Source organism: Bradyrhizobium sp. AZCC 1577 (assembly GCF_036924575.1).
Classification (GTDB): domain Bacteria; phylum Pseudomonadota; class Alphaproteobacteria; order Rhizobiales; family Xanthobacteraceae; genus Bradyrhizobium.
In genome coordinates this window covers 6,905,688-6,924,040 of the sequence record NZ_JAZHRQ010000001.1, presented here as the reverse complement: position 1 = coordinate 6,924,040, position 18,353 = coordinate 6,905,688, and the positions used below count along the sequence as shown (strand labels likewise).

Here is an 18,353-nt window from a genome sequence, read left to right as displayed (position 1 = left end):
GCGCTCGGCTGTCAGCCGCTCCGGGAGTTGTGCTCTCTGCCCGATCCGCGGCTTGTCAGATATGAGTCAATTCGGCCCGCGGAACTTTGCGAATATTGCGTTCGGATTGCTCCGATCGTACCGAGCCCGCGCAACGTTCCCCAAAGTTTGGCCCGTGTCCGGCCAAGCTTCTTGCGATGCAGCGCGCAGCGCCTTAGGGTGCGGCGTTCCCATCAAAAAGAGTCGTGAATTTCAGAAGTCACGACGTTTGCCAGGAGATCATGATGCCCTTCCTGTCCGCCGCCCTCGCCCGTGTGAAGCCGTCCGCGACCATCGCGGTCACGGACAAAGCGCGCGCGCTGAAAGCGGCGGGCCGCAACGTCATCGGCCTCGGCGCCGGCGAGCCGGATTTCGACACGCCGGCCAACATCAAGCTGGCGGCGATCCGCGCTATCGAGGCCGGCAAGACCAAGTACACCGATGTCGGCGGCATTCCGGAGCTGAAGGAAGCCATCATCAACAAGTTCCGGCGCGAGAACGGCCTGACCTACAAGCCGAACCAGATCATCGTCGGCACCGGCGGCAAGCAGGTGCTCTACAATGCGCTGATGGCAACCCTCAATCCCGGCGACGAGGTGATCATCCCGGCGCCGTACTGGGTGAGCTACCCGGAAATGGTGGCGCTGGCCGGCGGCGAGTCGGTCCCCGTCGTGTGCCCGGCGTCGAGCGGCTTCAAGCTGCGGCCCGAGGATCTGGAAAAGGCAATCACGCCGAAGACCAAATGGATCATCCTGTGCTCGCCGTCGAACCCGACCGGTGCCGCGTACACGCGCGCCGAACTCAAGGCGATCACCGACGTACTGGTGAAGCATCCGCATGTCTGGGTGATGACCGACGACATGTACGAGCATCTGGTCTATGACGACTTCCAGTTCGCGACGCCTGCGCAGGTCGAGCCGAAACTCTACGAGCGCACTCTGACAGTGAACGGCGTGTCGAAGGCCTATTGCATGACCGGCTGGCGCATCGGTTACGCCGGCGGCCCGGCCGACCTGATCAAGGCGATGGCGACCATCCAGTCGCAATCGACATCGAACCCGTCGTCGATCGCGCAGTGGGCGTCCGTCGAAGCGTTGAACGGTCCGCAGGATTTCATCCCGGTGCATAACAAGATGTTCAAGGAGCGCCGCGACCTCGTGGTTTCGATGCTGAACCAGGCCAAGGGCATCGAATGTCCGCGACCGGAAGGCGCGTTCTACGTCTATCCGTCCTGCGCCGGCACCATCGGCAAGACCTCGCCGTCAGGCAAGGTGATTGGCAATGACGAGGATTTTGTCACGGAATTGCTGGAGAGCGAGGGCGTCGCCGTCGTGCAGGGATCCGCGTTCGGTCTCGGCCCGGCGTTCCGCATCTCCTACGCGACCAAGACCTCCGACCTCGAAGATGCCTGCAAGCGCATCCAACGCTTCTGCGGCAATTTGAGATAAGCGTTTCGCCGCGCAAGCCCGCTCCGCAGTTGATGCGGGGACGGGCCGCGGTTCGCGACCAGCAATCGCGTCAAAAGGACGGCCGTCAAATCACATCGCGGGTGAACAAACACGCAATGTTTTGACGGCTTCTTGATGAAGCGCCATGTTTTCGACACGGCACTTCCATCCTGTCCGCTCCGCTAAATTTGTTCATCAACATGCGGAGACTGGGATACATGCGACTCCTGACATTGACACTCGCCGCGGCGGCACTGATCGCGCCGATCGCAAGCGCCGACGCGGCGCCGCCGGTTCGCGCCGGCATCCTGCAATGTCAGGGCGGCCAGAATGTGGGCTTCGTGGTCGGTTCGGTGACGAGCCTCGAATGCGTGTTCCGCAGCGAAGGCCGCCGGCCTGAACCCTACATCGCCAAGGTGCAGCGCATCGGTCTCGATCTCGGCGTCACCGAGCAGACCCAGTTGTCGTGGGCGGTCAGTGCGCCGAACAGCCGGCTCGGGCGCGGCGAACTCGCCGGCAGCTATGGTGGCGTCGGCGCCAATGCATCGATCGGCGTCGGCGGCGGCGGCAACTTCCTGGTGGGTGGTCCGGCGAATGCCTACGCGCTGCAGCCGATCAGCCTGCAAGGCCAGACCGGATTGAACGTCGCCGCCGGCATCGCCGGCCTCGAGCTGCAACCGGTGCAGTTCGGCCCGCGCCGGCACCATCGCCGACATCACCGCCGCGGTTGAGGATGACGTTAAGGAAAAGGCCCGCGTAAGCGGGCCTTTTTTGTTGATGTCATTCCGGGCCGATGCGCAGCATCGAACCCGGAATCTCGAGATTCTCAGGTGCGTAATTTGCGCACCATAGTTAGTCGCTTCGCGCTTCCGCCATTCTGGTACTACCTGTGATGTTGTGGCATAGAACGGCAAGCGCCGCGGGCACGGCGCTCCGATTTCCATTCTTTGCTCGCATCGCTTTCTTTCCGGAGCTTACTTCATGCGTCGTTCCTTCATCCTCGCCGCTGCCGTTCTCGCTACGCTGGCTTCATCCATCGGCGCCAATGCGCAGCAGGGGCAGCGCGTGCAGGTCGGCGTGCTGGAGTGTCGCGGCGGCGCCAGTGTCGGTTTCGTCGTCGGTTCCGTCACTCACCTCGGTTGCGTGCTGCGCGCAGAAGGGATGCCGGAAGATCGCTATGTCGCCACCATCCGCAAAGTCGGACTCGATCTCGGCATCACCCAGGAATCGGCGCTGGCCTGGGGCGTGTTCGCACCTGTCGCGCGGCTCGGGCCGGGCGGCCTTTCCGGCGATTATGTCGGCGCGCAAGGCAGCGCGACGCTTGGCGTCGGTGTCGGCGGCAACGTATTGGTCGGCGGCTCGGCGAACTCGATCGCGCTGCAGCCGCTCAGCCTGCAGGGCCAGGTAGGGGTCAGCATCGCCGCCGGATTGGAAAGTCTGGAGCTGCGGCCGGGGCGCTGATCGGAGCGGCCTATCTCCGTCATTGCGAGCCAACGGGGCTAGCATCAATCATGATTTCCAATCATCAGATTGCGTCCGGCCAGGCCAGGCTCGCCGCGACAGTCGTCGGCCACGGCGACCCTGTCGTCTTTCTGCATGCCGCGGTCTGCGATAGTCGCATGTGGCGCGCGCAACTGGATGCACTCGGCGCAAGCAACAAGGCGATCGCGTACGATCGGCGGGGCTTTGGCGAGACTCGCGCGGAAAAGGAGGACTTTTCTGCAGTCGCGGATTTGTTGGCGGTGATTGACGCCGTCGGGAACGGCGCGCCGACGATCCTTGTTGGATGCTCTCAGGGTGGACGGATCGCGCTCGACACTGCTCTTCTGCATCCATCCTATGTCCGTGCCCTCGTTCTCATTGCGCCCGCCGTGAGCGGCGCGCCCGAGCCGATCTATCCGCCTGAGATCGAGGGCTTGATGGCCAAGCTCAAGGACGCCGAGCAAGCCGGCGATTTGGATCGCGTGAACGCAATCAAGGCTCATCTTTGGCTGGACGGTCCACTGCAGCCCGAGAAGCGTGTCACAGGTGAGGCGCGCCGGCTGTTCCTCGACATGAACACCATTGCGCTACGGTCGCCGCCGGCCGGGTCGAACCTCGATGTCGTGCCCACCTTCCATCGTTTGCGCGAGATATCAGCACCATCGCTTGTGATCTGGGGTGACCTCGATTTTCCGCACATTCAGGAACGAAGCCGCCACATTGCAACGATGATGTTGAAGGGGTCAGGCCATACGTTGACCGGCACTGCCCATCTACCGAGCCTGGAGCGGCCAACTGAGATCACGGGCCTCGTTGCGGAGTTCATCGATTGCGGCTCCGGCCCATCGAACGTAGCCGGATGAGCATCGCGACATCCGGGGCTCCTTGGTTGGTTCTTGTCCCGCATTTCGCTGCGCTCCTGCGGGTGCTGCGCGCCGTGGCAACGTCGGCGGCTCCGCCAATTCGATCGCGCTGTAGCCCTTGAGCGTGCAGGGCCAGGTAGGCGTCAGCATTGCTGCCGGATTGGAAAGTTTGGAACTCAGGCCGGGGCGTTAATTGTTAATCACGCCTTTCTCCCCGTCATTGCGAAGCAATTTCCCGAGTGGGGAGGTGGATTTGCTTCGCTTCACTCGCAATGACGGCAGCTGGCGCCCCGAACACCCCGCCTCGCACCGCAGCGATGTTTTCCCGCTTGCCAAATCGTTGCGACAGGCGGAGCATCAGAGGTCGCCGACCCAATCACGGGCCGAGCTCCAAAACAGGGAGGCGGCAATGGGACAAGACGTCAGAAGTCCCCAAGGTCCACGGTGCATTGCACTGGTGGGCCCTTTCCAGAGCGGTAAAACCACACTTCTAGAAGCAATACTGGCGCGAACGGGCGCCATTAAAAGTGCCGGCAGCGTCGATGCCGGAACTTCCGTCGGCGATGCCAGCCCCGAAGCGCGCCATCACAAGATGGGCGTGGCCTTGAGCGCCGCCACCACCACCTTCATGGGCGACAGTTACACCTTTATCGATTGTCCCGGCTCGGTCGAGTTCGCGCATGACATGCGCGCCGCGTTGCCCGCGGTCGATGCCGCGGTCGTGGTCTGCGAGGCGGACGAGAAGAAGCTGCCGCAACTGCAGATCATCCTGCGCGAGCTGGAAGATCTCGGCATTCCGCGTTTTCTGTTTTTGAACAAGATCGATCGCGCCAACAAGCGCATCCGCGAAACGCTGGCGACCCTGCAGCCGGCCTCGCGCGTGCCGCTGGTGCTGCGGCAGATTCCGATCTGGAACGGCGACTTGATCGAAGGCTTTGTCGACCTCGCACTGGAGCGCGCCTTTGTTTATCGCGAGCACAAGCCTTCCGAGGTGATCGCGCTGCAAGGCGGCGATCTCGACCGAGAGAAGGAAGCGCGCTTCTCGATGCTTGAAAAGCTCGCCGATCATGACGACGCGTTGATGGAGCAGTTGCTGGAAGACATCCAGCCGCCGCGCGACGCGGTGTTCGACGATCTCGCCCGCGAATTGCGCGAAGGGCTGATCTGTCCGGTGCTGCTCGGCGCCGCGAGCCGCGAGAACGGCGTGCTGCGGCTGATGAAGGCGCTGCGGCATGAATCGCCCGGCGTTGTTGAAACGGCGAAACGCCTCAGCGCATCGTCGCAAAAGGAGGCGCTGGCCTATGTGTTCAAGACGCTGCATCTGCAGCACGGCGGCAAGCTGTCGCTGACGCGGCTGCTCGCCGGCCATCTCGATGACGGCGCGACGCTACAATCCTCCTCCGGCGAAGCCGGACGGGTGTCCGGCATTCTCGCGGTCAACGGCGCGCACGATACCAAGCGCTCCGCGGCGGAGGCCGGCGAGACGATCGCGCTCGGCAAGCTCGACGCGATCAAGACCGGCGATACGCTGTCCAGCGGCAAGGCCGCGCCGGCGGCACTGGTGCAGATCGCGCCGACACCGCCGGTGCTTGCCATGTCGCTATCGGCGGCCGATCGCAAGGACGACGTCAAGCTGGGCCAGGCGCTGCTGCGGCTGAACGAGGAAGATCCGTCGCTGACGATGATCCAGAACCAGCGCACCCACGATATCGTGCTGTGGGGGCAGGGCGAGATGCATCTGCGCGTCGCGCTCGAGCGTCTGCGCGACCGCTTCGGCGTCAACGTCAAATCGCAGCCGCCGGCGATCGGCTATCAGGAGACCATCCGCAAGCCGATCACCCAGCGCGGCCGCCACAAGAAGCAATCCGGCGGCCACGGCCAGTTCGGCGACGTGGTGCTGGAAATCAAACCGATGCCGCGCGGCTCGGGCTTCGAGTTCCACGAAAAGGTGGTCGGCGGCGCGGTGCCGAAAAATTATATCGGCGCGGTGCAAGAGGGCGTGGTCGACGGCCTCGCCAAGGGTCCGCTCGGTTTTCCCGTCATCGATGTCGAGGTCACGCTCATCGACGGCTCCTATCACAGCGTCGATTCGTCCGATCTCGCGTTCCGCACCGCGGCCCGTGTCGGCATGACCGAGGCGCTGCCGCAGTGTCAACCGGTGCTGCTGGAGCCGATCCACATGGTGGAGATCGTCTGCCCGACGGAGGCGACGGCGAAGATCAACGCGATCCTGTCGGCGCGACGCGGCCAGATTCTCGGCTTCGACACCCGCGAGGGCTGGCCGGCATGGGACTGCGTCCGCGCCACCATGCCGGAGGCGGAGATCGGCGATCTGATCGTGGAGTTGCGCTCGGCCACCGCCGGCGCCGGCGGTTTCACCCGCCAGTTCGACCGCATGGCCGAGGTCACCGGCCGCGCCGCCGACCAGATCATCGCCGCGCATCGCGTCGCGGCGTAGCTGTGCGTCTCCCTCCCCCCGTGAAGGACGGGGAGAGGGAGAGGGAGAGCACCGGCCCGCGTGCTTGACACGGCTGGCGGGACACGAAATGGATCGCCTTCCAAGAATTTTGCAAGAATTTTGGAAGGAAACCATGCCTGTCCGCGCCGCCGAGAACGATCGTGCCTAAACCCCCCGCCGCGTGCCTGATCGGATGGCCGGCCGCGCATTCGCGCTCGCCGCTGATCCATCATTACTGGCTGCGCACGCTCGGCATCGAGGGCGGCTACGTCATCGAGGCGGTGCCGCCCGACGAGTTCAAGGATTTCATCTTCCGCCTGTCGCACCGCGGCTTCGTCGGCGCCAACGTCACCATTCCGCACAAGGAGCGCGCGCTTGCGCTGTCGAAGCCGGACGAGCGCGCCCGCGCAGTCGGCGCCGCCAACACGCTGTGGTTCGCAGACGGCGAATTGTGCTCGACCAATACCGACGTCGAAGGCTTTATCAACAATCTCGACGCCTGCGCCGGCGGCTGGGACCAAGCAGAGGATGCACTGGTGCTGGGCGCCGGCGGTTCGTCACGCGCTGTCGTGTTTGGCCTGCGCGAACGCGGCATCAAGCGCATTCATCTCGTCAATCGCACCATGGCGCGCGCGAGCGCGTTGGCGGATCAGTTCGGCGTGAACGTGTTGCCCGTGGCGTGGGATGCGCTCGGCGATCTCCTGCCGCGCGCCGGACTTCTGGTGAATACGACCTCGCTCGGCATGAAGGGGCAGCCGCCGCTCGAACTCGATGTCGGCCGGCTGCCGTCACGCGCCGTCGTCGCCGATCTCGTTTATGTGCCGCTCGACACGCCGCTGCTGACCGCTGCACGCGCGCGCGGGCTGAAGACCGCCGATGGGCTCGGCATGCTCTTGCATCAGGCGGTGCGGGGATTCGAACTGTGGTTCGGACGGCGCCCCGAGGTGACGCCGGAGCTTCGTGCGCTCGTCGAAGCCGATCTCACGAATACATGATCGGCTGATCGCGGAATCTTGAGCCGGAATTTTTTTGAAAGGCCGGGGTCAATGGCTACGTCAGTGCCACTATTGGAGACCCTAGCATGCCCGTCCGTCATTTTCAGCTCGTTCGCCCGCTTGTCGCCGTCGCGATGGTGGCGGGCTCCACGCTTTACGCGATCGCCCAGCAGCCACCGACGCCGACGCGCGTCCGCGGCACCATCGAAGCCGTCGATGGTGACGTGCTCGCGGTGAAGTCCCGCGGCGGCGACGACGTCAGGCTGCACATGACCGGCGATGTCAACGTCATCGGGATCAGTAAGATCTCGCTGTCCGACATCAAGGTCGGATCCTTCATTGGCACCACCACAGTGCCGGGACCAGACGGCAGCCAGAACGCGGTGGAAGTGCATGTGTTTCCGGAAGCGATGCGCGGCACCGGCGAGGGCTCGCGGCCCTATGATCTACGTCCGAACTCCACGATGACCAACGCGACGGTCGCGGATTCCGTGGTCGGCAATGACGGCCACGCCCTGACGATCAAATACAAAGGCGGCGAGAAGAAAGTCGTGGTCTCTCCAGAGACGCCGGTCGTGACCTACGTTCCCGCCGACAAATCGGACCTCAAGCCCGGCGCCAAGGTGATCGCCTTCATGAAGAAGCTGCCGGACGGCTCACTCGAGACCAGCCGCGTCAGCGTCGGCCGCGACGGCCTGACCCCGCCGATGTGAAGCCGCCTGGTGGAATAGCTACCTCCGTGCGGTGTTTGCGTTGAGTTGGGCGCCAATACATCTCGGGAGGAACACCATGCTGAAATCTTCTTCATGGCCGCGCGGGTTTGCGGCCTCGCTGGGCCTTGTCGCGCTGTTTGCCGCGGAGGCCTGGGCACAGCAGCCACCGACGGTGCGCATTCGCGGCACCATCGAGGCCGTCGACGGGTCCATGCTGTCGGTCAAGTCGCGCGAGGGCGCCGACATGAAGGTCCGTCTCACCGACAATGTCGCCGTGTTCGGCGTGGCGAAGACCGCGCTGTCCGAGATCAAGGAAGGCTCCTACATCGGCGTCACCGGCATGCCGGAGCCGGACGGCACCCAGAAAGCGGTCGCGGTGCATATCTTTCCGGAGAACCAGCGCGGCGCGGCCGAAGGTTTTCGGCCGTGGGATCAACGCCCGAACTCGACCATGACCAACGCCACCGTCGCCCAGACGGTGAAGGGCACCGATGGCCAGAATATTTTGGTCAAATACAAAGACGGCGAAAAGAAAGTCGTGGTGCCGCCGGATACGCCGATCGTCACCTTCGTCGCCGGCGACAAGTCCGAGCTGAGGCCGGGCGCCAAGATCATCATCTTCGGCGCGGTGAAGAAGGACGACGGCACGCTGGAAGCCGCGCGCGTCAATGTCGGCCGCGACGGGATCACACCGCCGATGTGATCGCCCGCAAATCTCTCAACGGGTCGTCCCCGCGAACGCGGGGACCCATGACCACTAATGTTAGTTGTTAGAGAAAGCTGGAGCTCCAGCGCTGCGCATCACAAACATCGGTGGCTATGGGTCCCTGCGTTCGCAGGGACGACGTATGGAGGCACTCGCACGAACAGCGTCTCACACCGCCAGCACGCGATCGTCGATCTCGGCAATCGTATTGACGCCGCACAACCCCATCGTCGTGAGCATTTCCTTGGCCAGGATGTCGAGCGCCTTGGCGACGCCGGCTTCGCCGCCGGCCCCTATGCCGTAGGCATAGGCGCGGCCGATCATGCAGGATTTGGCGCCGAGCGCGAGCGCGCGCACCACGTCCTGGCCGGAGCGGATGCCGCCGTCGAACATGATCTCCATCTTCGAGCCGACGGTATCGACGATTTCGGGCAGCACCTCGATCGAGGACGGCGCGCCGTCGAGCTGGCGGCCGCCATGGTTGGAAACCACGATCGCCTGCGCGCCGGTCTTGGCCGCGATTTCGGCGTCCTCGACGTCGAGAATGCCTTTGAGGATCAGCTTGCCCGGCCAGATCGAGCGAATCCAGTCGATGTCCTTCCAGTTCAGCGAGGTATCGAATTGCGACGCGGTCCACTCCGAGAGTTTGGTGAGATCCTCGGTGCCTTTGACGTGGCCGACAATGTTGCCGAAGGTGCGGCGCTTGCCGCGCAGCACGCCCGCGACCCACGACGGCTTGCTGGCGAAATCGATCAGCTTCGACAGCGACCATTCCGGCGGCACCGTCATGCCGTTCTTGATGTCCTGATGGCGCTGGCCGATCACCTGCAAATCGACGGTCAGCACCAGCGCCGAGCATTTCGCCGCGATGGCGCGCTCGATCAGCGATTTGATGAAACCGCGGTCCTTCATCACGTAGAGCTGGAACCAGAACGGCTTGTCGACGCTGGCTGCGATATCCTCGATCGAGCAGATCGACATCGTGCTTTGGGTGAAGGGAATGCCGGCGGCCTGCGCGGCGCGGCAGGCATGAATCTCGCCGTCGCCATGCTGCATGCCGAGCAGGCCGACCGGGGCAAGAATCAAGGGCATCGCGGCCGGCTCGCCGAGGATCGTCGTGGAGAGATCGCGCTTGGAGACATCGACCAGGATGCGCTGGCGGAACTTGATCTGCTGCAGATCCTCCGAATTGGCCCGCAGCGTGTCCTCGGTGTAGGAGCCGCGGTCGACGTAGTCGAAAAACGCCTTGGGAACCCTGCGCTTGTGCAACTGGCGCAGATCCTCAATGCAGGTGATATGCTTCATGGACGTCCCGGCCCTTCTTGAACTTCTTCGCTGCGTCGTCATCTAGCATGGTTGGATGGCCAGCCAAATCGCGTCTCGGCGCCACTCCCGGGAGGATATCCCATGACCGGACCGCGCAAAGCCGCCCCCGTCGAGACCGGCCCGGCCGATCGCGAGGAAAAACGCCGGCTCGACGACGCTCTGGACGAGGGGCTGGAAGAGACCTTTCCGGCATCCGACCCGGTCAATGTCACCCAGCCGCCGCCTTCGAAAGGCGACCAGCACGTCAAGCGAAGCGGTTGAGCCGGCAGGCCGATCGCTGCCTGGCGTGAATATCCAGATATAACAAATAGTTATATTGCCTTTTGGCCGCTAATGGCCGTAATGATTCATCATATTTTTTGAAGCCATTTTAGCGGGCGAAGGATTATAACCCTCAGCACGCTACGATGGAGGCGTTCGGGATTCGTGGCCGCAGGCCTTGAAGAAGTCCCGGAAAGGCTGGGGGTCACATGAGCCGCAAATATTTCGGGACCGACGGAATTCGGGGCCGCGCCAATGGTTTGATCACGCCGGAGCTCGCGCTCAAGGTGGGTCAGGCGGCCGGCCTGGTGTTTCAGCGTGGCGATCACCGCCACCGCGTCGTCATCGGCAAGGATACGCGGCTCTCCGGCTATATGATCGAATACGCCATGGTGGCCGGATTTACCTCGGTCGGCATGGACGTGCTGCTGCTCGGCCCGATGCCGACGCCGGCGGTCGCGATGCTGACCAAGTCGATGCGCGCCGATCTCGGCGTGATGATTTCAGCGTCGCACAATCTGTTCGAGGACAACGGCATCAAGCTGTTCGGTCCGCAGGGCTTCAAACTGTCCGACGACGTCGAAAGGCAGATCGAGCAATTGCTCGACGAGCCGATCGACCGCCGCTTGGCGCAGAGCGCGAGTCTCGGGCGCGCCCGCCGTATCGACGGCGTCCACGACCGCTATATCGAATTCGCCAAGCGCACGTTGCCGCGCGAGCTCTCGCTCGACGGCCTGCGCGTCGTGATCGATTGCGCGCATGGCGCGGCCTACAAGGTGGTGCCGGAAGCGCTGTGGGAGCTCGGCGCCGACGTCATCGCGATCGGCGTCGAACCCGATGGCTTCAACATCAACAAGGAGTGCGGCTCGACCTCGCCGGAGGCGCTCGCCAGGAAGGTGCGCGAGATGCGTGCCGATATCGGCATTGCGCTCGATGGTGACGCCGACCGCGTCATCCTGGTCGACGAGCGCGGCCACGTCGTCGACGGCGACCAGTTGCTCGCCGTGATCGCGCAAAGCTGGAAGGAAGACGGCCGTCTCGCCAAGCCCGGCATCGTCGCTACCGTGATGTCGAATCTCGGGCTTGAGCGCTTCCTCGAGGGGCAGGGCCTCGGCATGGTGCGCACGCCGGTCGGCGACCGCTACGTGCTCGAGCAGATGCTGTCGCAGGGCTATAATCTCGGCGGCGAGCCCTCGGGCCATATCATCCTCTCCGACTACGCCACGACAGGCGACGGCTTCGTCGCCGCGCTGCAGGTGCTGGCCGTTGTGCAAAAGCTTGGCCGCCCGGTGTCGGAGGTCTGTCACCGCTTCGATCCGCTGCCGCAGATACTGAAGAACGTACGCTATCGCTCCGGCAAGCCGCTCGACCACGCCGAGGTGAAATCGGCGATCATGGACGGCGAGAATCGTCTCAACGGCCATGGCCGGTTGCTGGTGCGTTCGTCCGGCACCGAGCCTGTGATCCGCGTGATGGGCGAGGGCGACGACCGCCTCCTGGTCGAGGAAGTCGTCGACCAGATCGTCAACGCGCTCGGCCACGCTGCGGCGGCATAAGCACGCTTTATCCAAAGGACACGTGATTGCTGATCGGCGGTGCGCAGGAGCGCATCGCAGCTATCGGCTATTGCTGCTGGTCGCAACCGGGCGGGCGACGTAAAACGCGGCATTGCGTCAGCGAATCCTTTTCGGGAATGCGCCGTTGAACAAGCCCGTCATCGTAACTGAGGAAACCGCGACCGCGCCGGTGGTCGTGCCGGACGCGGCGCCGGGGCTCGCTGCGAAAGCGGCCGTGGCGGGGCCGGCGTATGTCGTGCTGGCCGGCATCAGCTTCTCGCATTTCCTCAACGACACCATGCAGTCGTTGATCGCCTCGGTCTATCCGATCCTGAAGGATGCTTACGCGCTCGACTACGCGCAGATCGGCATGATCACGCTGGCGTTCCAGTTCACCGCGTCGCTGCTGCAGCCCGTCGTCGGGCACTTCACCGACAAGAAGGCGCAGCCGTTCTCGCTTGCGATCGGCATGGGCTTTACGTTTTTCGGCTTGCTGTTGCTCAGCGCCGCGCATCTCTATCCGATCATCCTGATCGCGGCGGCGCTGGTCGGACTGGGGTCTGCGGTGTTTCACCCGGAGTCGGCACGGATTGCGCGGCTGGCGTCCGGCGGGCGCTACGGCTTCGCGCAATCGGTGTTTCAGCTTGGCGGCAGTTTCGGCACGTCGATGGGACCGGTGCTGGCGGCGCTGATCGTGGTACCGTTCGGCCAGCCCTCGATCGCCTGGTTCTCGTCGATCGCGTTTCTGGCGATCGTGATCCTGTGGCGGATCGGCGTCTGGTATAAGCCGCAGATCACGACGAAGAAAACGGCGGGGGTGGAACGTCATCCGGACCTGCCGGATTCCCGGCGCGTCAGAATCGCGCTCGCAGTGCTGGTTGCGCTGTTGTTCTCGAAGCAGCTCTATGTGTCGAGCCTGTCGAGCTATTACATCTTCTATCTGATCGAAAAGTTTCAGGTGTCCACGCAGGCAGCCCAGCTCTACCTGTTCCTGTTTCTTGCCGCCAATGCGGTGGGCGCGTTTTTCGGCGGGCCGCTCGGAGATCGCTTCGGGCGCAAATACGTGATCTGGTTCTCGATCCTCGGCGCGCTGCCGTTCACGCTGGCGCTGCCCTATGCCGGCCTCGTCGGCAGCGCGGTGCTGACGGTGATCATCGGCTTGATCATTTCGTCAGCGACGTCGTCGATCATCGTGTTCGCGCAAGAACTGATGCCGCATCGCTTCGGGATGATCTCCGGCGTGTTCTTCGGCGTCGCCTTCGGCATCGGCGGACTTGGCGCGGCGGTGCTCGGCAAGCTTGCCGACCACACCGGCATCGCCTTCGTCTATCACCTCTGCGCATTCCTGCCCGCTCTCGGCCTGCTCGCAGTGTTCTTGCCGAAGATGCCGAAGCACGCGCGCTGACGCGTTTGCGCGAGGCGAGGGCGGAAGCTCGCTACATCAACAAATTCTTAACGGTGCGGTGGCGCGGATTCTTCTCAATACATCGTTAGGACGTATGGCGGTTTCGCCCATTATTATTCGTGTTGCAAACGCATCGAGACTCGTGTCGCAAACAGCGCGGGGAAAAAGTCATAGATTGTCAACCTTAAAAATTAGGGTTAAGCGCCGTTTAAGCATTTAATGCCATCGTCCGTCCGTGGATTTTTGAAGTGGGGCCTTTGCAGTCAGCCTCACCGGACAAAAGGACGAGCCCATGCGTAGCGTTAAGTTTTTCATTGCCGCCGGTGCGGCCACTTTGTTGTCCCAGGCGGCGTTTGCCGCCGACATGGCGATTGCGCCGCCTCCTTATGCTCCGGCCCCGGTGGTCGAGGATTTCGGCGGCTGGTATCTGCGCGGCGATATCGGCATGACCAATCAGAGCGCGAAGAGAATTGACAGCTTGACTGCGCAGACCTTTCCAACGACGACCGTGGGTCTAGGCTTCGACAGCTCGATGCTATTCGACCTCGGTGTCGGCTATCGCTTCAACAACTGGTTCCGTGCGGACGTGATCGGCCAATACCGCGGTCGCGCCAACCTCCACGGCTCGGACACGGTCGTCCTCGGGCCCGACGACATCGGAGTCAATAACTACACCGGCAGCAAATCCGAGTGGGTTGTCATGGCGAATGCCTATGTCGACCTCGGAACCTGGTGGTGCATCACGCCGTTCATCGGCGCCGGTGTCGGTGGGTCGTACAACAAGCTCAGCGGCTTCCGCGACGACGGCGTTCGCTACACCGCAGGCGCCCTGTCGAACAGCGTTACCTACTTCGCCGACAATGGGAAGTGGAATTTGGCCTGGGCGGCCCATGCCGGTCTCGCCTACAAGGTCAGTCCAGCGTTTACCGTCGAACTCGCCTACAGCTACATGAATCTCGGCGATGCAGCCCCCGGCAACTTCCGTGCGTTCGACAACAGCATCTCAGGTGCATCGTCGATCAAGATCAAGGACATCACCTCGCATGACGTCAAGCTCGGCGTGCGTTGGGATCTGACCAGCCCGGAGGTCTACGCACCGCCGCCGCTGATCCGCAAAGGTTAATCGCGACCTTCATTCGTTAACATTTGCAGACGGCGCGGGAGCTCTTCCCGCGCCGTTTGCTTTTGACGGATCGCGATGCAGAGCTGCGACCGCGAAAAATGTTTGCCTGCTTTCCGGCGAGATTGCGCCAATCGGAAGGCGCAACAACCATTGGTTAAGGTTAACAGGCGATGATCAGCGCCAAGTTCAGAGTTTTCCGATGGAGCGTTGCGATGCGTCGTTTTTTGTTGATGGCGGTGATGTGTGGAGCGGTAAGCGGTGCGCAGGCGGCTGATCTGCCGTTTCTCCGCGGTGGTTTCACCGACGGGCTGAGCACCAGCACAGTGAACTGGCAAGGCGGCTACATCGGTGGACACGCCGCCTATGGCACCTCAGACATGAATTTCGCAGGTTCGACGAGGACCATCGCGGCGCGCCTCATGGACGGCCTTGAGATGGAGCAGGTCCAGCAAATATCCCAGTGGCCGGTCATGGGAAAAGTTTCCGCCCACGGAGAGGGGTTTGGCGGATTCGTCGGTTACAATTTCCAGTGGACCGACGTCGTCGTGGGCGTTGAATTGAATTACACGCACGGCAAGTTCGGCGGTTCGCAGACCGGCAGCATGTCGCGGTTCTTTACGCTTCCTTCCGGGTACACGGTTGGCGCGACCTATCAAGGGACTGCGCAGATGAATATTTCCGACATGGGAACGCTTCGGGTCCGCGGCGGCTACGCGTGCGGTTCGTTTCTCCCTTATATGTTTGCCGGCATAGCGCTAGGGCAGGCCGATATCATTCGCACCGCCCGTGTTTTCGGAACTCAGGTCAATCCGGCTGCCGCGCCAGGCTTTCAGAACGTGCCGTTCGATATCAGCGCAACCGACGCCCAGTATAGCCACTTGATCTACGGCTATTCGTTCGGTCTCGGCACCGAAATAATGCTGATATCGAATCTGTTCATGCGCGCGGAATGGGAATACGTGCGCTTTGCCACTTCGGTTGACACCAGCATCAACACGGTGCGGGCCGGCCTCGGTTATAAATTCTGACTTGCGGCGCCGGTCAGGCGCCGTTGACAGAATTGCCGCCGCCTGTTGCACTATCGCCCTAACGAGGGCGGCGCATGAAGATCTACGGCGATACCAGTTCTGGCAATTGCCTGAAGGTGAAGTGGGTATGCGATCATCTCGCGCTGCCCTACGCCTGGATGGCGGTCGATACGCTCAAGGGCGAGACGCGGACGGCGGAATTTCTCAAGCGCAATGGCGCCGGCCAGGTGCCGACGATCGAACTCGACGACGGCCGCACGCTGGCGCAATCCAACGCCATCATCCGCTATCTCGCCCGCGGTTCTCGTCTCATTCCGCAGGATGCGTTCGCGGAAGCGAAGATGGACGAGTGGCTGTTCTGGGAACAATACAGTCACGAGCCCTACATCGCCGTCTGCCGCTTCCAGATGTTCTACCTGAAGAAGCCGGCCTCCGATCTCGATCCTGAAAAGGTCAAGCGCGGCTATGCGGCGCTGGCGCGGATGGAGCACCAGCTTGCGCTGACGCCGTTCCTGGTCGGCGACACCATCACGCTCGCCGACGTATCGCTACTGGCCTATACCCGCGTGGCGCACGAAGGCGGCTTCCATCTCGACGGCTACGCCGCAGTGCGCCGCTGGATCGGCGAGACCGAAAAACTCCTCGCCCTTGCGCCGGCGCGGTGACTTCACCGGAACGCATCATGACTGAGATTGCGAAGGTCGCCCTCCGCCCCGCGCGTCGCGAGGACGTCGGCACCATCATCGCCATGCTGGCGGACGATCCGCTGGGCGGCGCGCGCGAGCGGATCGAAGACCCACTGCCGCAATCCTATTTCACGGCCTTTGAACGGCTGCAGCACGACCCGAACATCTTTCTCGTCGTCGCCGAGGACGGCGAGGGCGCCGTGGTCGGTTGCCTGCAGCTATGCATTCTGCCGGGGCTGAGCTCGCAGGGCGCCTCGCGTGGCCTGATCGAGGATGTCCGCGTCGCCAGCCGCTGCCGCAGCAGCGGCATCGGCGAGCAGATGGTGCAGTGGGCGGTTCTGGAAGCGCGCGCGAGGGAATGCAGACTGGTCGAATTGCTGACGCATCACACCCGCGTCGATGCGCAGCGGTTTTACGAGCGGCTCGGCTTTGCGCGCAGCCATGTCGGCATGACCCTGCGATTTTGACAGTCATAGCGTTTTCGAGCGAAGCATGCCCTCGGACTTGATCAGGGGGTGGAATCCGGTTCGCGTAAAGAAAACGCGTCAGAATAAAGGTCAGCCAACCGCGGTTGAAGCGCGCTTGCGACGAATGCCTGAGGTAGTCGTCACTGTGCGATCCGGTTAACAAGCGATAAACTACGCATGCGTCCGTGATTTTACGGACCGGAACGTCTCCGCTATGCCGGGCTCTCCCATGGGGCTGTGGGCAGCTTGGGGATTTCCAATGAAAAAATATTCGATTGTCCGGATCGGAAGCGAATATGTCGTGCAGGCCGGGGACACCAGCATTTTGAAGGTCTCGAGCCGGCAAGAGGCCGCCAAACTGGTCACCGATGCCGCCGAACTTCTGCAGCAGGAGCCGGCTCCCTGCGCGGACGAGGAGCCATCAATCGAGCGTGAAGCGCCCGAAGCTTCTTGACGATCGGGCCCGATTCCCCTAATGACCGCGGCGGGACACCTCCCCCCAACGGGAGGCTTACTATCTGGAAGGGTAGATTCATGACCGTAGCGAAGCCCGCTTCGCGGCCCAACGTGCCGCATTTTTCCTCCGGCCCCTGTGCCAAGCGCCCCGGCTGGAATCCCCAAAATCTCAAGGACGCAGCCCTCGGTCGCTCGCACCGCGCGAAGATCGGCAAGGCCAAGCTCAAGCTCGCGATCGATTTGACGCGCGAAGTGCTGGAAGTGCCGGCCGACTACAAGATCGGCATCGTGCCGGCGTCCGATACCGGCGCGGTCGAAATGGCGTTGTGGTCGCTGCTCGGCGCGCGCCCCGTCACCACGATCGCCTGGGAATCCTTCGGCGAGGGCTGGGTCAGCGACATCGTTAAGGAATTGAAGCTCAAGGACGTCACCAAGCTGCACGCCGGCTATGGCGATCTTCCCGATTTGAGCAAGGCCGATCCGGCTTCCGACATCGTCTTCACCTGGAACGGCACGACTTCAGGCGTGCGCGTGCCGAACGCCGACTGGATCAGCGCGGACCGCCAAGGTCTCACGATTTGCGACGCGACGTCGGCTGCGTTTGCGCAAGCACTCGATTTCGCAAAACTCGATGTGGTGACGTTCTCCTGGCAGAAGGCGCTGGGCGGCGAGGCCGCGCACGGCATGCTGATCCTCTCACCGCGCGCGGTGGAGCGGCTCGAGACCTACAAGCCGGCCTGGCCGCTGCCGAAGGTTTTCCGCCTCACCAAGGGCGGCAAGCTCAACCAGGGCATCTTCGAGGGCGAGACCATCAACACGCCGTCGATGCTGTGCGTCGAGGACTATCTCGATGCCCTGAACTGGGCGAAATCGATCGGCGGCCTGAAAGCCCTGATCGCGCGCGCCGACGCCAACACCAAGGTGCTGTCGGAGTGGAAGGCGAAAACGCCGTGGATCGACTTCCTGGCCAAGGATGCGTCGATCCGCTCCAACACCTCGGTGTGCCTGAAGTTCATCGATCCCGCGATCACCTCGCTGACCGCCGACGCGCAGGCCGAGTTCTCCAAGAAGCTGGTTGCGCTGGTGGAGAAGGAAGCCGCCGGTTACGACTTCGCCTATTACCGCGATGCGCCCGCGGGCCTGCGGATCTGGTGCGGTGCCACGGTGGAGGCCTCCGACGTGGCCCTGCTGACGCAGTGGATCGACTGGGCGTTTGCCGAGACCAAGGCCGCGCTGCCGAAGGCGGCTTAACTCGTCTCCTTAGCCGTCGTCCCGACCAAGCGAAGCGCGAGCCGGGACCCACAACCACAGCACGGAGTATGGGTCCCGGCTCTACGCGCCAAGAGGCGCTTCGGCCGGGAC

General features: G+C 63.1%; 18 protein-coding genes and 1 pseudogene. 18 read left to right on the top strand and 1 reads right to left on the bottom strand.

The window, feature by feature from the left end; genetic code table 11:
* The first annotated feature begins 263 nt into the window (after positions 1-263).
* The 9 genes and pseudogenes from V1278_RS32685 (at position 264) to V1278_RS32645 (ending at position 8,680) form a co-directional block, all read left to right on the top strand.
* Positions 264-1,466, top strand: a complete 1,203-nt coding sequence (locus V1278_RS32685) for a pyridoxal phosphate-dependent aminotransferase (RefSeq protein WP_334366827.1) — start codon at positions 264-266, stop codon at positions 1,464-1,466.
* A gap of 218 nt (positions 1,467-1,684) precedes the next feature.
* Entirely contained in the window at positions 1,685-2,197 is a 513-nt protein-coding gene (locus V1278_RS32680; RefSeq protein ID WP_334366828.1) for a DUF992 domain-containing protein, read from the top strand.
* 250 nt (positions 2,198-2,447) lie between these two features.
* Positions 2,448-2,927, top strand: coding sequence for a DUF992 domain-containing protein (locus V1278_RS32675; protein ID WP_334383578.1), 480 nt, complete (start codon positions 2,448-2,450; stop codon positions 2,925-2,927).
* A 50-nt stretch (positions 2,928-2,977) separates the two neighbouring features.
* Complete coding sequence (locus V1278_RS32670; RefSeq protein WP_334383577.1) at positions 2,978-3,811, top strand: alpha/beta fold hydrolase; 834 nt, start codon at positions 2,978-2,980, stop codon at positions 3,809-3,811.
* 7 nt (positions 3,812-3,818) lie between these two features.
* A pseudogene (locus tag V1278_RS37085) lies at positions 3,819-4,004 on the top strand (DUF992 domain-containing protein); the annotation flags it as partial.
* A 216-nt stretch (positions 4,005-4,220) separates the two neighbouring features.
* Positions 4,221-6,269 carry an elongation factor G gene (locus tag V1278_RS32660; RefSeq protein WP_334383576.1) on the top strand — a complete coding sequence of 683 codons (2,049 nt, stop codon included), beginning with the start codon at positions 4,221-4,223 and terminating at the stop codon, positions 6,267-6,269.
* 161 nt (positions 6,270-6,430) lie between these two features.
* The gene (locus tag V1278_RS32655; protein WP_334383575.1) at positions 6,431-7,264 is read left to right on the top strand and encodes a shikimate dehydrogenase; all 834 of its coding nucleotides are present in this window, start codon (positions 6,431-6,433) and stop codon (positions 7,262-7,264) included.
* Positions 7,265-7,398: 134 nt separating this feature from the next.
* The gene (locus V1278_RS32650; RefSeq protein WP_334369168.1) at positions 7,399-7,977 is read left to right on the top strand and encodes a hypothetical protein; all 579 of its coding nucleotides are present in this window, start codon (positions 7,399-7,401) and stop codon (positions 7,975-7,977) included.
* 76 nt (positions 7,978-8,053) lie between these two features.
* Positions 8,054-8,680: a hypothetical protein gene (locus tag V1278_RS32645; protein WP_334383574.1), complete on the top strand. Its 627-nt coding sequence runs from the start codon at positions 8,054-8,056 to the stop codon at positions 8,678-8,680.
* 171 nt (positions 8,681-8,851) lie between these two features.
* On the opposite strand, the gene V1278_RS32640 is transcribed toward V1278_RS32645, so the two are convergent.
* A complete protein-coding gene (locus V1278_RS32640) occupies positions 8,852-9,988 on the bottom strand; it encodes an alpha-hydroxy acid oxidase (protein ID WP_334383573.1) in 1,137 nt (378 codons plus the stop codon).
* 102 nt (positions 9,989-10,090) lie between these two features.
* On the opposite strand from V1278_RS32640, the gene V1278_RS32635 reads away from it, so the two are divergent.
* The 9 genes from V1278_RS32635 (at position 10,091) to V1278_RS32595 (ending at position 18,242) form a co-directional block, all read left to right on the top strand.
* The gene (locus V1278_RS32635; RefSeq protein ID WP_334366834.1) at positions 10,091-10,270 is read left to right on the top strand and encodes a hypothetical protein; all 180 of its coding nucleotides are present in this window, start codon (positions 10,091-10,093) and stop codon (positions 10,268-10,270) included.
* A gap of 209 nt (positions 10,271-10,479) precedes the next feature.
* Positions 10,480-11,826 (top strand): phosphoglucosamine mutase, encoded by a 1,347-nt coding sequence (glmM, locus tag V1278_RS32630; protein WP_334383572.1) that lies wholly within the window; start codon positions 10,480-10,482, stop codon positions 11,824-11,826.
* 145 nt (positions 11,827-11,971) lie between these two features.
* A complete protein-coding gene (locus tag V1278_RS32625) occupies positions 11,972-13,231 on the top strand; it encodes an MFS transporter (protein ID WP_334366836.1) in 1,260 nt (419 codons plus the stop codon).
* A gap of 292 nt (positions 13,232-13,523) precedes the next feature.
* Entirely contained in the window at positions 13,524-14,354 is an 831-nt protein-coding gene (locus V1278_RS32620) for an outer membrane protein (RefSeq protein WP_334383571.1), read from the top strand.
* A gap of 212 nt (positions 14,355-14,566) precedes the next feature.
* Entirely contained in the window at positions 14,567-15,382 is an 816-nt protein-coding gene (locus V1278_RS32615; protein WP_334366838.1) for an outer membrane protein, read from the top strand.
* A 74-nt stretch (positions 15,383-15,456) separates the two neighbouring features.
* Entirely contained in the window at positions 15,457-16,047 is a 591-nt protein-coding gene (locus tag V1278_RS32610; RefSeq protein ID WP_334383570.1) for a glutathione S-transferase family protein, read from the top strand.
* Positions 16,048-16,064: 17 nt separating this feature from the next.
* Entirely contained in the window at positions 16,065-16,535 is a 471-nt protein-coding gene (locus tag V1278_RS32605; protein ID WP_334383569.1) for a GNAT family N-acetyltransferase, read from the top strand.
* A gap of 259 nt (positions 16,536-16,794) precedes the next feature.
* Positions 16,795-16,989: a hypothetical protein gene (locus V1278_RS32600; RefSeq protein ID WP_334383568.1), complete on the top strand. Its 195-nt coding sequence runs from the start codon at positions 16,795-16,797 to the stop codon at positions 16,987-16,989.
* A gap of 80 nt (positions 16,990-17,069) precedes the next feature.
* Positions 17,070-18,242, top strand: a complete 1,173-nt coding sequence (locus V1278_RS32595) for a phosphoserine transaminase (RefSeq protein WP_334383567.1) — start codon at positions 17,070-17,072, stop codon at positions 18,240-18,242.
* Positions 18,243-18,353 lie beyond the last annotated feature (111 nt).

What these genes read in the sequence shown, in the direction of transcription:
- V1278_RS32600 (WP_334383568.1), top strand. Translation starts at nt 16,795, where the DNA reads ATGAAAAAATATTCGATTGTCCGGATCGGAAGCGAATATGTCGTGCAG.
- V1278_RS32670 (WP_334383577.1), top strand. Translation starts at nt 2,978, where the DNA reads ATGATTTCCAATCATCAGATTGCGTCCGGCCAGGCCAGGCTCGCCGCG.
- V1278_RS32620 (WP_334383571.1), top strand. Translation starts at nt 13,524, where the DNA reads ATGCGTAGCGTTAAGTTTTTCATTGCCGCCGGTGCGGCCACTTTGTTG.
- V1278_RS32615 (WP_334366838.1), top strand. Translation starts at nt 14,567, where the DNA reads ATGCGTCGTTTTTTGTTGATGGCGGTGATGTGTGGAGCGGTAAGCGGT.
- V1278_RS32610 (WP_334383570.1), top strand. Translation starts at nt 15,457, where the DNA reads ATGAAGATCTACGGCGATACCAGTTCTGGCAATTGCCTGAAGGTGAAG.
- V1278_RS32640 (WP_334383573.1), bottom strand. Translation starts at nt 9,988, where the DNA reads ATGAAGCATATCACCTGCATTGAGGATCTGCGCCAGTTGCACAAGCGC.
- V1278_RS32595 (WP_334383567.1), top strand. Translation starts at nt 17,070, where the DNA reads ATGACCGTAGCGAAGCCCGCTTCGCGGCCCAACGTGCCGCATTTTTCC.
- V1278_RS32605 (WP_334383569.1), top strand. Translation starts at nt 16,065, where the DNA reads ATGACTGAGATTGCGAAGGTCGCCCTCCGCCCCGCGCGTCGCGAGGAC.
- V1278_RS32675 (WP_334383578.1), top strand. Translation starts at nt 2,448, where the DNA reads ATGCGTCGTTCCTTCATCCTCGCCGCTGCCGTTCTCGCTACGCTGGCT.
- V1278_RS32650 (WP_334369168.1), top strand. Translation starts at nt 7,399, where the DNA reads ATGGTGGCGGGCTCCACGCTTTACGCGATCGCCCAGCAGCCACCGACG.
- V1278_RS32645 (WP_334383574.1), top strand. Translation starts at nt 8,054, where the DNA reads ATGCTGAAATCTTCTTCATGGCCGCGCGGGTTTGCGGCCTCGCTGGGC.
- V1278_RS32660 (WP_334383576.1), top strand. Translation starts at nt 4,221, where the DNA reads ATGGGACAAGACGTCAGAAGTCCCCAAGGTCCACGGTGCATTGCACTG.
- glmM (WP_334383572.1), top strand. Translation starts at nt 10,480, where the DNA reads ATGAGCCGCAAATATTTCGGGACCGACGGAATTCGGGGCCGCGCCAAT.
- V1278_RS32685 (WP_334366827.1), top strand. Translation starts at nt 264, where the DNA reads ATGCCCTTCCTGTCCGCCGCCCTCGCCCGTGTGAAGCCGTCCGCGACC.
- V1278_RS32635 (WP_334366834.1), top strand. Translation starts at nt 10,091, where the DNA reads ATGACCGGACCGCGCAAAGCCGCCCCCGTCGAGACCGGCCCGGCCGAT.
- V1278_RS32680 (WP_334366828.1), top strand. Translation starts at nt 1,685, where the DNA reads ATGCGACTCCTGACATTGACACTCGCCGCGGCGGCACTGATCGCGCCG.